Genomic DNA, 13,473 nt, shown 5'->3' on the forward strand with positions numbered 1-13,473 from the left:
GGCGCGGGCTTTGCCGGCTGGCTACCCTCGGAACTGGACCGGGTTCCGGGCCCGGGCCGATGGGGAGGACAGGACAGATGGCAGACCAGACGCAGCCGTGGGCCGAGCGGACCGTCGAGATGCCGCCCGGTGCGGAGGGACCGGGGATGCCGCCGGGCCCCGAGGGCTTCCGGCGCGGTGTGGCGCAGGTCGGGGTGCCTCGGCCGCGCACCGAGCCGGAGGCGCCGCACGAGCCGACCGGTACCGGGTGGCCGATGGTGGAGCAGGAGCGGGAGCAGCTTCCGCCGGGCTACCACTGGCGGCAGCTGCGCATCGGGCGGCACTGGAGCATGCTGGGCGGCCTCTTCGCCTTCGTCTGCTGGGGGATCTGGGCGATCTCGGCCCGGGGTGACCTGACCAGTCCGGTGGTCACCTTCGTGCTGACCCTCTTCGTCGCGGTCGGCCTCTTCGCGCTGGCCCGGTTGGTCGGCCGGGTCGTCTGGGAGCGTCAGCTCGGTCGGATCCGGCGTAGTGCCCGGGGCGCGCACCTGGTCACCGGGATCTTCCTGGCCGGGGTCGGGGTGGCGTACCTGCGCCAGACCGAGTGGGTGGTCGACCTGTGGAACTGGGTGGCGGGGCTCTGAGCGACCCGTGCGGCGACCGGGATGACCGGTAGATCCGGACAGGTGTTGATCGAAGTGACAAATCACAATTTGGTCACTCGATAGTTACCGAGCGCGTGGCGCCCGATTACTGGGCGCTACTATTCGGTCTCCGTCCTCCCCCGGAGGTTTCCACGGTGACCCTGCTCAGCGTGATAGTCCCGGTCTACCAGGTGCGGGAGTACCTGGCCGACTGCCTGGACTCCATCCTCGACGCGTCCTTTCGCGACCTCGAACTGGTGGCGGTGGACGACGGTTCCCGCGACGGCAGCGCGGCGATCCTGGCCCGGTACGCCGAACGCGACTCCCGGCTGGTGGTGGTCACCCTCGACCGCAACCAGGGGCTCGGGGCGGCCCGCAACACCGGCCTGTCCCGGGCCACCGGCGAGTACGTGTGGTTCGTCGACGGCGACGACTGGCTGCCCGAGGGGAGCCTCACCGCCGTCGCCGAGCGGTTGACCCGGACCCGGCCCGACCTGCTGGTCACCGCGTACACCCGGTACTACCCGAACGGCGGGACCCGGCACCTGTCGCTCTCCCAGGTCGGTGCCGGGGGGTCGGGGCCGGAGACCTTCACCCTCCGGCAGCGGCCGGGCCTGCTGTCGGTGCTGCACATCACCTGCAACAAGGTGATCCGGCGCCGGTTCCTCCTCGACCTCGGCCTGACCTTCGGCCCCGGCTGGTACGAGGACGTCTCGTTCAGCTTTCCGCTGATGCTCGCCGCGCAGCGGGTCGCCCTGCTGGACCGGTGCTGTTACGCGTACCGGCAGCGTCCCGAGGGTGCGATCACCGCGACGGTCAGCGATCGGCACTTCGAGGTCTTCGCGCACTGGGACCGGGTGCTGTCCGGGCTGGACGCCGACCCGGCGGTGCCGGCCGAACTGCGTCACCTGATCTTCCAGCGGATGATCTGGCACCTGTTGCAGGTGCTCGGCCATCCCCGGCGGGTGCCGCCTGGCCGCCGCCGCGAGTTCTTCGCCGAGATCGTCACCCGGTACCGGGCCCACCTGCCGCCCGCCGGCTACCAGCCGCCGGGCGGCGCTGTCGGGCTCAAGCACCGGCTGGTCGGTCGCGGAGCGTACGGGCTGTTCGCCGCGCTCCAGGCCGCGCGGCGGGCACACGTCGGCGTGGTGACCCGGGTCCGGCATCCGCTCGCCGGGACACGGTCGACGGCCGGTGCCGGCGGCTCGGCCCCGGTGGCCGTGCCCGGCAGCCGGGTCGAGGCGGTACCCGGCGAGTTGACCGACCGGCTGGGCTGAACCCACCGGGCACGGGCCCGGGCGGCGGGCGCGGCGCCCAGGGCGGCGGGCGCGGGTACCGCGGGCGACCGACCCGGGCGGCGCAGGCGGCGGGCCGGCGGATCAGCCGTGTTCGCCGAGCGGCCCGACCCGCCAACCCCGGCGAAGGCACTCCTCGAGCAGGTGGGGCAGGGCGGCGAGGCTGGCCCGCCAGGACCCCGGCGCGGAGGTGCAGTCGGAGTCGTGCAGCAGTACCGTGCCGCCGCCGGCCAACCCGTCGCGCAGCGTGTCGAGTACCGAGGAGGGGGTCGCCGACCGGGTCCAGTCCCGCCCCCAGCAGGTCCAGAGCACCGGGGTCAGGTCCAGCCGGCGCGCGGCGATCAGGGCGGCGGCGCTGAGCACCCCGTACGGCGGGCGGAAGAACCGGGGTACCCGCCCGGTCACCGCTCCGACCAGCTCGCGGGTCCGGGCCAGGTCGCGATAGGTGGCGTGCGGGCCCCGGAGGAGCAGATTCCGGTGTGCCCAGCCGTGCACCGCCACCTCGTGCCCGGCGGCGACGAGATCCAGCCCGAGTTCCGGTGCGCGGGCCAGCATCGACCCCAGCAGGAAGAAGGTCGCCCGGGTCCGGTGCGCGGCGAGGGTCTCGACGAAGAGCGGGGTGGAGGCCGGGTCGGGGCCGTCGTCGAAGGTGAGCGCGACGTGCCCCGGCGAGCCGCGTCCGCTCAGCCGGGGAAAGAACCGCAGCCGTACCCCGGGCAGCACCGTCACGGCCGGCACCACCTGGGCGGCCAACACGGCCGGCACCACCTGGGCGGCCAACGCGGCACCGACGGCCGTCGCCGGTACCGCGCGTCCGCGCACTCGTTCCTCCGCCCGCCGCACCATTCGCTCCGCCCGCCGCACCGTCGCGGACGCGGTTACCCGCCCGGCCGGGGTTCATCCTCACCCGGACGGGTGCCCGGGCCGGTCACTCCGGTTGCCACGTGGCGGCCTGCTCCGGAAGCGTCCCGGCGTTTGCCGGGGCGTCGGCCGGGTAGCCGGCGCGGGCGACCGGGGAGGTTCGGGACGGGGGAGCGGATGCGGGGGCGACCTGCGGCGCGGGTAGCGGTGATCACCGGAGCGAGTGCCGGGGTGGGTCGCGCCACGGCCCGGCTGCTGGCCCGCCGGGAGATGCGGCTCGCCCTGCTGGCCCGGGGCGGTACCGGTCTTCGCGGCGCGGCCGAGGACGTCCGGGCGGCCGGGGGCGTGGCGCTGCCGATCGAGACCGACGTGGCGGACCACCACCAGGTGGAGGCGGCGGCGGACCGGGCGACCAGCGAACTCGGGCCGATCGACCTCTGGGTCAACAACGCCATCGTCTCGGTGTTCGCGCCCTTCAAGGAGATCGGACCGGAGGAGTTCCGGCGGGTGACCGAGGTCTGCTATCTCGGGTACGTCCACGGCACCCGGGCCGCCCTCGACCGGATGCTGCCGCGCGGGAGCGGCACGATCGTGCAGGTCGGGTCGGCACTGGCCTACCGGTCGATCCCGCTCCAGTCCGCGTACTGCGGCGCGAAGCACGCCATCGCGGGCTTCACCGAGTCGCTGCGCTGCGAACTGCTGCACGACCGGAGTCCGGTCCGGCTCACCATGGTGCACCTGCCGGCGCTGAACACCCCGCAGTTCGACTGGGTACTGTCCCGGCTGCGCAACCGCGCCCAGCCGGTGCCACCGATCTACCAGCCCGAACTCGCGGCCCGGGCCATCGTGCACGCGGCCGACCGGCCGGGCCGGCGGGAGTACTGGGTCGGTGCCTCGACGGTCGGCACCATCCTCGGCAACCGGCTGGTGCCCGGGCTGCTCGACCGGTATCTGGCCCGGACGGGATACTCCGGCCAGCAGACGGAGCAGCCGGCCGAGCGGGGTCGACCGGCCAACCTGTGGCACCCGGTCGACGACGGCACCGGGGTGGACCCGGGCGCGCACGGCTCGTTCGACACGCCGTATCGCACACGGAGTCCGCAACTCTGGCTGTCCCAGCACCGGGGCGCGGTGACGGCGGGTCTGCTCTCGGCCGGTACGGTGGCCGGTGTGCTGTTCGGCACAACGCCTTGGCGCCGACGGTGACCGGAGAATCACGCCACCGACCAACCTGGACACGTTTCCGCACGTCAGACGGCTGACAACGCGCTTGGTAAATAGCCGACAGCAGCTAGTCGATAATGGTGGACAAAGCATGACCTTCGATGCGTCTGACGCGCCGTGATTACTGATAGTCGTTGCCTGGCAACGCTTTTGCCTGCGAACGGGTCTTGCCATTCGGGAAGTGAAACCGGGTATGCTGTCTGCCGTTCATAGCCGCCGGATACCGAGTGGTGCCGGCGCTGATCGCCGCCTAATCGCCACACGGCGAGCCGGGGACCCACGTACCCCTGGGGTGAATCCGCGCGAGCGGTAGGGACCACTTCCATCCCGAACCCGTCAGCTAACCCGGTCGGCGGCCGACGGAAGGGATACATGTGAGGGCACCCCTACGCCGAAGGCTGGCGACTGCCCTGGCACTGCTCACCGCCGCAGCTCTGGTCGTGGTCCCGTCGGAGGCGTCGGCGGCACCCGCGCCGAAACCGGCCCCCCAGGAGGAGGCCGACTCGCCGGTGCTCGGAGACGTGCTCGCCAGCGCCGGCAAGCGGCTCGCCGAGGCGAAGGCCGAACGCACCAAGTCCCAGCGGCGGCAGCAGCAGCTCGGCAACCAGTTGAAGCAGGCGGAGGCCAGGCTGGCGGCGCTCACGCCGGAGGCGAGCCAGATCGCGGCCGAGTCCTACCGCAGCGGCAAGCTCAGCGCCATCTCGATGCTGCTGACCAACAACTCGTCCGACTCCTCGTCGAACTCGTTCATCGAGCGGGCCTCGGCGCTCAACGAGCTGAACCTGTTCAACAACAGCAAGCTCCGGGCGCTCAACCAGGCGCGCAACGAGGTCGGCGCGGCCAAGAAGGCGATCGACGAGGAGGTCGCCAAGCAGGCCGCGCAAGAGAAGATCATCAAGAAGCAGCAGTCGGACGCGAAGAAGGCGCTCGCCCTGGTGGGCGGCAACTCGCGCCCCGACAAGGGGCTGGTGGCGGCCACCTCGCCGGTCGCCCGGCCGGGGCCGGGGATGGCGGACGGCTTCCCCGGGCTGCCGTGCAACAAGAAGGACCCGACCACCAGCGGCTGCATCACCGCCCGGACGCTCCACATGTACAACGAGGTGCGCCGGGCGGGCTTCAAGAGGTTCGTCGGCTGCTTCCGGCCCGGTGGGCCGTTCGAGCATCCGAAGGGCCGCGCATGTGACTGGTCGCTGCGCAACTCCGGGTTCAGCCGGGCCGCCAACGACGACCAGATGAAGTACGGCAACGACCTGGCCGCGTTCCTGATCCGCAACGCGGACCGGCTCGGCATCCTCTACGTGATCTGGTACAAGGAGATCTGGTTCCCGGACGAGGGCTGGAGTTCCTACAGCGGTCCGAGTGACCACACCGACCACGTGCACGTCTCGATGCTGTAGCCCGAGCCAACGCCACCGCCCCGTCACCTGTCCGCTCAGGTGGCGGGGCGGTGGCATTGTGCGGACAGGTCGCGGCGCCGACTGGCATCATCGGCGGGTGGCCAGCATCGAAGTCGTCCTGGGCGACATCACCCGGGAGCACGCGGACGCGATCGTCACCGCCGCCAACGAGTCGCTGCTGGGCGGCGGCGGTGTGGACGGTGCCATCCATCGGGCGGCCGGTCCCCGGCTGGCCGAGGCGGGCGGGGCGATCGCCCCCTGCCCACCCGGCGAGGCGGTGGCGACCCCGGCGTTCGACCTCGACCCGCCGGTCCGGCATGTCATCCACACCGTCGGCCCGGTCTGGGAGGGCGGCGAGTACGGCGAAGCCGAGGTGCTGGCCTCCTGCTACCGCCGCTGCCTGGCGGTCGCCGACGAGGTGGGCGCGCGCAGCCTGGCCTTCCCGGCCATCGCCACCGGGGTCTACGGGTTCCCGGCCGACCGGGCGGCGCGGATAGCGGTGCGGACGCTCCGCTCCACACCGTCGGCGGTCGAGTCGATCCGACTGGTCGCCTTCGACGAGAAGACCCGGGGCCTGATCCAGGCGGCCCTCGACGGCACCGATCCCGCCTGATCTCAGTACGACTCCAGTTCCGCCGGGGTGACCAGTTCGGCGTCCGGGGAGTCGACCAGGGCGAGCGCGCTGTCGTAGCGGGGGCGCTGCCGGGGTGCCGGGCCGGGGCGTCCGGGCGTACGGGTACCGAGCTGCCGGGCGACCTCGGCGAGCACGATCGCCGCGACCAGCCGGTACCGGTACGGCACGTTCGCCGCCGGCACCTCCAGCCGGGCGAACTCCACCCTCGGGCCGAGCCGTCGCCACTGTTCGGGCAGCCCGGTCGCCTGCTCGTCCGGAATCACCAGCAGGGTCTCCGGGCCGCCCGTCAGGTCGACCCGGTGCAGCGCCGGACCGGTGACGTGCAGCCCGGCGACCACCACCCGTCGGGCCGGCAACGGCGGCTGCGCCGGCAGCGGTACCACCCGCAGCGGGTTGCGGGCGCTGCGGGCGGCGGCCCGGGCCTCGGTGCGTACCGGGCGGGGCGTGCCCCACCACACCCTCGCCCGGTCGTCCAGCCCCACCGTCTGCCAGCCGAACGCGGCGGCCGAGCGCAGCGTGCTGCCCGCCTCGACGTGGTCGCCGGGCCCGACCAGCAGTACCGCCGGACGCCGCGACCCGGGACGAGCGCCCCGGACGGTACGCCGGCCGGACGCCGCCAGCAGGTAGTGCAGGGCCACCGCGGCCGCCGAGGCGACGTTCAGGGTGTTCACCCCGCGACCGGCCATCGGGATCTGTACGCACCGTGCGGCCGCCCGCAGCACGTCCGGCCGTACGCCGAGCCGTTCGTTGCCGAGGACGACCGACGGCCGCCCGGCCGGCGGCGCGATACCGAACACGGAGGTCGCGCCGGGCGCGTTCTCGACGGCGACGATCGGGGTCGGTGCCGCCAGCAGTTCACTGCTGCTGATCATGTCCAGCGGCCCGCCGGCCCGTTCGGCGGACCAGCGCCCGGCCAGTCCCCGGCCGTCCCGGAACAGGCACGGCACCCCGAACATCGCGGCGGCGTCCCGCAGCGCGTACGCGTTGGCCGGGTTCTCCAGACCGTCACCGACCAGCCGGGCACGGCTATCCACCGGCGACCCCGGGCGCGGCGGTCGCCCAGCGCTCCCGGCAGCGGGCCGCGAACTCGTCGGCGTACCGCTCGTGGTCGGCGGTCCGGCGGACCCGGACCGTCCGCTTGCCGGTGCCGTGCTGCACCAGGTGGTGGCCGATCTCGTGCAGCAGGCCGTCGAAGAGCACGAAGTCGCGCAGCGTCGAATCGGGCCAGTCGATCGTGGTCAGCGTCGCGGCGGACTCGACCCGGGCACCGGCCCGTTCCAACCTGGACCGGGACCGCGGCACCAGTTGGCCGGGGAGGGTCCAGGGCGGTCGCGGCTGCTCGTACAGGATCACCACGCCCGGCACCAGCAACGCCGCGAGGAGCGGCCCGGGCCGGCCGGCGCCGACGGCGTGCCGCAGTTCGACGGCGCGGAGCCCGTACCGCAGCTCGGGGCCGAAGAAGCCCAGCAGCCGGGTGACGTCGCCGACGGTCGCCGGATGCAGGAAGCCCGGCCGGGCCGGGGACTCCCGGATCGGGAGCCGGGGCGGAGAGTACGGGGCCGCCGGCCGGGCCTCCGGCTCGGGCGCGGCGGCCTCCGGCTCGGGGACGGCGAGGCGGGCGCGTCGGCGCAGTACCCTCGGCTCGGCCGCGCGCCGGCCCCGGGGTGCGCCGAGTCGCCGGGCGGCCCGGCTCGGGTACGGGTCGGTGTGCAGGCTACGGCTCACGCGGTACGGGATGGTGTCGGCATCGGCTCTTGGTACCAGGGTCTAAGCCGGCGGCTCCACCGGATTTCGCGGCTCGGGGTTGTTGCGTGCGGCCGGTACGGCATTGACCGGCCTCGCTACGCTGCTGGTCATGTCGCTCGGCGTGCTCCGGGCCGCCGCCCTGGCGCTCGGCATCGTTGCCTTCCTGAGCCGATTCGCGGTGAGCTGGTGGGTGGAACCGCTGACCGACCGGATCGACCCCGCCGGCCTCGGCCTGCTGCTCCAACTGCTGGCGCTGGTCCTCACCGTGGTGGCGCCGCTGGTCGTCTTTATCCGGGTCGTCGCGCCGCTGGGACGGCGGCCCGCCACCTTCCAGGTCGACACCGCAGCCCGCCGGTTCGTCGTCGGGGCGTTCCCCCGCTTCCAGTGCGCCCTGACGATCGTCTACCTCTGGACTGCCGCAGTACTGGTCGTGGTCGAGGGCGGACCGGCGCGGGACAAGCTCAGCTTCCACGACTGGCCGTCCGATAGCTACCACGGCGCCCTGTTCGCCGTGGTAGTCGGGTGCGCGCTGGTCTCGCCGTTTCACCGGCGGGCAGGTCTGGTGCTGGAACCGACCGGGATCTCCGTGTCCGGGGTCCCGGGCGCGACCACCATCGACTGGGACGAGTTGGCGCCCGGTGGGCCGCCGCAGCCGGCGCCGGTCAGCCCTCGCATCACGCTCTACCGCCGGGGCTGGCACGCGTGGTCCGGCCGCCCACCGCGCACCGAGGAGCTGCCGGTCGGGCAGTTGAACGTGCAACCCGACTTCCTCGCCTCGGCGATCCGGGAGTACGTCGCACATCCGTCGTTCCGCGCCGGAATCGGCACCGCGACCGAGCTGGCCCGGCTGCACGCCGACCTCCCGTCCCGACCTGACGGCGGGTTGCCGGCGGGCGAGACACCGCCCCGGGAGTTCACCTGACGCCGAAGCCGACCGGCTCACGGCGCTGGCGACGGTGCGGCGGCTCTGTCCACACGAGAACCTGGAGCAGGCGACCGAGGCGACCGCTGTTCAGGTCCCTCTGCCCGGCCGGTGACGGTCGGCGGACCCGAACTGTCGGCGGTCGATCGGGGCCGGGAATTTCGACAACTGTCGCAATCACGGCCGGCCATGTCTCTGGTTGAATGTTAGCGATCACATCGGCGCCGACCTGCCGAGAGGTGACGAGGCGTCAGCGGGCGCCGGGGACATCGGAGCCACCACCGAGGAGGTTGACAGTGGTCGCAGACCAGCACGCACTTGATCGCCGCCGTTTCCTGCGTACCGTCGGCGCGGTGACCGCCGGCACCGTCGCCGCGACCCAACTGCCCGGTGCGGCGGCATCGGCCGCACCCGCGCAAGCGGCACCGGCCCGCGCCGCCGCCGTGCCGGACGGGGCGGCGGTGACCGCCGCGACGTTGTCCCAGGGGGACTTCTACGACCGCAACCCGCGCTGGGTGGTGAAGCCGTTCGGGCTGGACCAGGTCGAACTGCTCGACGGTACGCTCTTCGCCGAGAAGCGGGACCGGATCCTGAACCTGCTCCGGGCGTACCCGGCCGACCGGGTGCTGCACAACTTCCGGGTCACCGCCGGGCTGCCGCTGCCGGAGGGGTCGACCCCGCCGGGCGGCTGGGACGACGCCACCGGCAACCTGCGCGGGCACTACAGCGGCCACCTGCTCACCGGCTTCGCCCAGGCGTACGCCTCCACCGGCGACTCGGTCTACGGCGACAAGGTGGACTACATCGTCGCCGAGCTGGCCGCCTGCCAGACGGCGATGGCGGCGAGCGGGAAGTACAGCCACCCCGGCTTTCTGGCCGCCTATCCCGAGGACCAGTTCGTCCGGCTGGAGTCCTTCGCCACCTACCCGACGATCTGGGCGCCGTACTACACCTGCCACAAGATCATGCGCGGGCTGCTCGACGCGTACCTGCTGGCCGGGAACGCGCAGGCGCTCACCGTGGTCACCGCGATGGGCGACTGGGTGCACAGCCGGCTCTCGGTGCTGCCCCGGGAGACCCTGAACCGGATGTGGGCCATCTACATCGCCGGCGAGTACGGCGGGATGAACGAGGTGATGGCCGACCTGCACGCCATCACCGGTGACCCGAAACACCTGGCCACGGCGAAGTGCTTCGACAACCGGCAGTCGCTCTTCGACGCCTGTGTGGAGGACCGGGACATCATCACCCGGCTGCACGCCAACACCCACGTACCACAGTTCGTCGGCTACCTGCGGGTCTTCGACCAGGGAGCCGAGGAGACCTACCACGCGGCGACGGAGAACTTCTGGCACATGGTGGTGCCGCACCGGATGTACGCGCACGGCGGCACCAGCGGCACCTGGCCGGCCACCCCGGACCTGCCGGCGAACACCAACGCCGAACTGTTCCAGCCGAGGGGGAACATCGCCGGCTCGATCGCCGGGAACGGCGCCGAGACGTGTACCTCGTACAACCTGCTCAAGGTGGCCCGGAACCTCTTCTTCCACGACCCGGACCCGGCCTACATGGAGTACTACGAGCGGACGCTGCTCAACCACATCCTCGGGTCCAAGCGGGACACCGAGTCGGCCAGCACCCCGAACGTCACCTACTTCCTGCCGCTGACCCCGGGCAGCACCCGTGGCTACGGCAACACCGGCACCTGCTGCGGCGGCTCCGGCCTGGAGAACCACACCAAATACCAGGAGTCCGTCTACTTCCGGTCCGCGGACAACTCGACGCTCTACGTCAACCTCTACGTCGGGTCGGTGCTGACCTGGGAGGCGAACGGGTTCATCATCCGGCAGGAGACCGACTATCCGCGCAGCGAGCAGGCCAGGCTGACGGTGCAGGGCCGGGGCCGGCTGGACATCCGGCTCCGGGTCCCGGGCTGGGCCGAGGGCTTCTCCGTCAAGGTCAACGGGGTGGCCCGGAAGGGGAAGGTGACCCCGGGCAGCTACCTGAGCATCCAGCGGAACTGGAAGCCCGGTGACACCATCGAGGTGACGATCCCGTTCGTACTCCGCCTGGAGAAGGCGCTCGACGACCGGGACGTACAGGCGATCTTCAACGGGCCGGTGCTGCTGCCGGCGCTCGGCACCGGCAGCAGCCTCAAGGAGTTCTCCCTCTACCGGCACTTCACCCTGACCGGTGACCTCTCCCGGGCGGTCGTACCGGCCGGCGACGGCACCTTCACCACCAACGAGCACACGCTGCGGCCGCTCTACGTCGGTGACACCCAGGCGCAGCACGTCTACTTCCGGCGCTCCGAACCGGCAATCGTCTTCGGCTCGCACGACTCCGGTGTGCCGAACCGGAAGCGACCGGACGGCACGTCGTTCCTCGACGAGGTCTGGGCGGCGGCACCGTTCAGGAACCACAGCCAGTTCATGACGAAGGTCTCCCGGACCGCGACCGAGTGGGTGCAGGCCGGGCTGATCACCCGGGACGAGCGCTGGGACATCGTCACCGCCGCCGGCAACGCCGAGGACGAGCTGGGGTCCTGACGGCTGTTCCAGGACCTGGCGCCACGTCTCCGGCGTGGCGCCAGGTCTAACCGTTCGGGCGCGACTCGATCGCCTGCAACGACCAGCGGTTGCCGTCCGGGTCGCGGAAGTAGACGAAGCTTCCCCACGGCTGCGGGTCGACATCGCTCGCCTCGACGCCCGCTTCGCGCAACTGCCGGCGCGCCGCCTCGGCGTCGGCCACCACGACCTGGATCTCCTGGGTGCCGGGCGTCTTGTCGGTGATGCCGTCGCCGATCACTATCGAGCAGGCCGAGCCGGGCGGGGTCAACTGCACGAACCGCAGACCCTCGTGCACTCTGTGGTCGTGGTCGGTGTTGAACCCCACCTTCTCGTAGAAGGCCTTGGCTCGGTCGACGTCGGTCACCGGAACGGGGATGAGTTCGATCTTCCAGTCCATCGGGCCAGCGTAGGGCGAGGGTACGACGCATCGCAGGCCCGTCCGTGGTCGCGAGGGGCAGCGACGGCCCCCGGCAGGTGGGATCGGTCGCCCTTCGCGCTCAGCGTGTGGTCGGCGTGCGGGCGTTGATCAGTTAATCGGCGGAGTCACGGGTCGGCACAGCGATTATCCGCACACACTCGCGAGAACCGGAATTTGATCGAGTGGTGAAACTCTTCCCGAGCGGGACCGTCGATGTCGCCGCCGCACTCGACGTGCCCGCCACCCGAATCTGTGGCATTGACTAATGTCCTTAGGTGTGGCACGGTGGCGACAGACTGCGGTAGATGAGTCTGACTGTCGCGGCAGCAATGCCTTATCGATCTTATCACGGGGGTGTTAAGGGTCGAACTGTCTGTACTGGATTTCTCCAGACGTGATCAGAAGACGTGGGCAACGCTCCGGGTTGAGTGAATCCCCGGGCGTCCTCATTGCGCTGCCCACAAACTGTGATGACAATGCGATCAAATTCGGGAGGTGGTCCCGTCATCGCGCGCTCCACCCTGTCTAGGGTCCGACACTGTCACTGCCAATAGCGCACCCTCTCGGATCTACCGAATTTGGAGAGTTCTATGCGAAAGATTTCACAGGCGTTGATCACCGGTATCGCGGCTTTCGGCCTGGTTGGCGTGGCGGCTGGGGTGGCGATTGCCGACTCGTCTTCAGCTTTGGCGTGTACCTTGCGGGCCGACGTACCGAACTCGAACAACGACGCGGTCGTGGGCCGTTCGGGCTGCTCCGACACAGTCGATGGTGAGGGTCGTATCAGGGAGGACCGGAACAACTGGCCCGACGACACCGTCGGTTCAATCTCTGGTGGCGGCTGGGGCACCAAAACCGTCGACGGGTCCTGTGGCAACGGCCGTGGCAGCTACTACTCTGATTTCAGGTCGAGCACCGGGGCGTCTGCGGCGTCGTCGCGCGCCACGCGCTGCTGACCTCACGAAACGAGTCTCACTACTACAAGGTCAAGAGGTTTGAGTGACCGGGATCGTCGAGGTTCGAAACCTGTCATTCTCGTACGGGAGGCGTCGGGCCTTGACCGGCGCCTCCTGGACGATCGGCCCGGGGGTGACCGCGCTGCTGGGGCCGAACGGGTCGGGGAAGACCACATTGATCAAATGCATGGTGGGTCTCTCACGCCCCAGCCATGGTCAAGTGATCATCGACGGCCGGGACGTCAGCGACGGTAAGGCCGCCCAGGAGGCGCTCGGGTACGTACCGCAGAACCCGTCGCTTCCGGGTTTGGCGAAAGTGCGCGACCTCGTCGCGTACGCGGCCTGGCTGAGCGGGATGGAAATGGCACGGACGGACGCGGCCGTCGAGGTCGCCTTGGGCAAGATGCAGGCTCTGGACCTTGCCTCTCGAAGGATCCGTACCCTCAGCGGCGGGCAGCGGCAACGAGTCGCACTGGCCACCGGCATTGTGCACGATCCGCGCATTCTCATCCTGGACGAGCCCACTGTGGGTCTCGACCCGGGACAGCGGCTCAAGGTACGGCAGGTGATTCAGCAGTTCGCCACCGAGCGGCCGGTGGTGCTGTCGACCCACATGACCGAGGATGTCGAGCACCTCGCGGACTCGGTCGGTGTCCTGGTCCAGGGAAAGATTCAGTACCAGGGCCCGATCTCGCAGTTGACCATCGCCGACACGCCTGGTGATGGCCGCCCCGGGTCACCCTTCGAGCGCGCCTACGATGATCTGATCGTGTCCCTCGGCGGTTCCGAGTGAATCGCCTGCGCCTGTTGTGCGGCTGGCCCGGTCC

Annotated in this window: 13 protein-coding genes and 1 riboswitch; of the genes, 9 read left to right on the forward strand and 4 right to left on the reverse strand. The window is 71.1% G+C overall.

What is annotated here, in order from left to right; translation table 11 throughout:
• The first annotated feature begins 77 nt into the window (after positions 1-77).
• Positions 78-623, forward strand: a complete 546-nt coding sequence (locus V1634_RS05565; protein WP_331206645.1) for a hypothetical protein — start codon at positions 78-80, stop codon at positions 621-623.
• 155 nt (positions 624-778) lie between these two features.
• Positions 779-1,900 (forward strand): glycosyltransferase family 2 protein, encoded by a 1,122-nt coding sequence (locus V1634_RS05570; protein WP_331206646.1) that lies wholly within the window; start codon positions 779-781, stop codon positions 1,898-1,900.
• 102 nt (positions 1,901-2,002) lie between these two features.
• On the opposite strand, the gene V1634_RS05575 is transcribed toward V1634_RS05570, so the two are convergent.
• Entirely contained in the window at positions 2,003-2,740 is a 738-nt protein-coding gene (locus V1634_RS05575; protein ID WP_331206647.1) for a polysaccharide deacetylase family protein, read from the reverse strand.
• Between the two features lie 216 nt (positions 2,741-2,956).
• Between V1634_RS05575 and V1634_RS05580 the strand changes: the two genes are divergently transcribed.
• From V1634_RS05580 to V1634_RS05590, 3 genes are all read left to right on the forward strand, one after another.
• Complete coding sequence (locus tag V1634_RS05580) at positions 2,957-3,985, forward strand: SDR family oxidoreductase (protein ID WP_331206648.1); 1,029 nt, start codon at positions 2,957-2,959, stop codon at positions 3,983-3,985.
• Positions 3,986-4,240: 255 nt separating this feature from the next.
• A riboswitch (cyclic di-AMP (ydaO/yuaA leader) is annotated at positions 4,241-4,374 on the forward strand.
• 3 nt (positions 4,375-4,377) lie between these two features.
• Positions 4,378-5,400, forward strand: a complete 1,023-nt coding sequence (locus V1634_RS05585; protein WP_331206649.1) for a coiled-coil domain-containing protein — start codon at positions 4,378-4,380, stop codon at positions 5,398-5,400.
• A 97-nt stretch (positions 5,401-5,497) separates the two neighbouring features.
• Positions 5,498-6,013, forward strand: coding sequence for an O-acetyl-ADP-ribose deacetylase (locus tag V1634_RS05590; protein WP_331206650.1), 516 nt, complete (start codon positions 5,498-5,500; stop codon positions 6,011-6,013).
• 2 nt (positions 6,014-6,015) lie between these two features.
• Here V1634_RS05590 and V1634_RS05595 read toward each other — a convergent pair whose 3' ends face one another.
• Together V1634_RS05595 and V1634_RS05600 are read right to left on the reverse strand one after the other, a co-directional pair.
• On the reverse strand, positions 6,016-7,068 hold the full coding sequence (locus V1634_RS05595) for a TrmH family RNA methyltransferase (RefSeq protein WP_331206651.1): 1,053 nt from the start codon (positions 7,066-7,068) through the stop codon (positions 6,016-6,018).
• Entirely contained in the window at positions 7,061-7,759 is a 699-nt protein-coding gene (locus V1634_RS05600; protein WP_331206652.1) for an ImmA/IrrE family metallo-endopeptidase, read from the reverse strand. Before V1634_RS05600 ends, V1634_RS05595 begins: the two co-directional genes overlap by 8 nt.
• A gap of 130 nt (positions 7,760-7,889) precedes the next feature.
• Here V1634_RS05600 and V1634_RS05605 point away from each other — a divergent pair, with 130 nt between their 5' ends.
• A complete protein-coding gene (locus tag V1634_RS05605) occupies positions 7,890-8,702 on the forward strand; it encodes a hypothetical protein (protein ID WP_331206653.1) in 813 nt (270 codons plus the stop codon).
• 296 nt (positions 8,703-8,998) lie between these two features.
• Positions 8,999-11,251, forward strand: a complete 2,253-nt coding sequence (locus V1634_RS05610; protein WP_331206654.1) for a glycoside hydrolase family 127 protein — start codon at positions 8,999-9,001, stop codon at positions 11,249-11,251.
• A gap of 46 nt (positions 11,252-11,297) precedes the next feature.
• On the opposite strand, the gene V1634_RS05615 is transcribed toward V1634_RS05610, so the two are convergent.
• Positions 11,298-11,669 (reverse strand): VOC family protein, encoded by a 372-nt coding sequence (locus V1634_RS05615; protein ID WP_331206655.1) that lies wholly within the window; start codon positions 11,667-11,669, stop codon positions 11,298-11,300.
• Between the two features lie 611 nt (positions 11,670-12,280).
• Between V1634_RS05615 and V1634_RS05620 the strand changes: the two genes are divergently transcribed.
• Complete coding sequence (locus V1634_RS05620) at positions 12,281-12,646, forward strand: hypothetical protein (protein WP_331206656.1); 366 nt, start codon at positions 12,281-12,283, stop codon at positions 12,644-12,646.
• Positions 12,647-12,689: 43 nt separating this feature from the next.
• Positions 12,690-13,439 (forward strand): ABC transporter ATP-binding protein, encoded by a 750-nt coding sequence (locus tag V1634_RS05625; RefSeq protein WP_331206657.1) that lies wholly within the window; start codon positions 12,690-12,692, stop codon positions 13,437-13,439.
• The last annotated feature ends 34 nt before the right edge of the window (positions 13,440-13,473 follow it).

This window comes from Plantactinospora veratri, from assembly GCF_036421995.1.
GTDB classification, from domain to species: Bacteria; Actinomycetota; Actinomycetes; order Mycobacteriales; family Micromonosporaceae; genus Plantactinospora; species Plantactinospora veratri.

Bases quoted from the DNA above. Each gene is read 5' to 3' on its own strand.
- V1634_RS05580 (WP_331206648.1), top strand. From the start codon at position 2,957: ATGCGGGGGCGACCTGCGGCGCGGGTAGCGGTGATCACCGGAGCGAGT.
- V1634_RS05605 (WP_331206653.1), top strand. From the start codon at position 7,890: ATGTCGCTCGGCGTGCTCCGGGCCGCCGCCCTGGCGCTCGGCATCGTT.
- V1634_RS05565 (WP_331206645.1), top strand. From the start codon at position 78: ATGGCAGACCAGACGCAGCCGTGGGCCGAGCGGACCGTCGAGATGCCG.
- V1634_RS05615 (WP_331206655.1), bottom strand. From the start codon at position 11,669: ATGGACTGGAAGATCGAACTCATCCCCGTTCCGGTGACCGACGTCGAC.
- V1634_RS05620 (WP_331206656.1), top strand. From the start codon at position 12,281: ATGCGAAAGATTTCACAGGCGTTGATCACCGGTATCGCGGCTTTCGGC.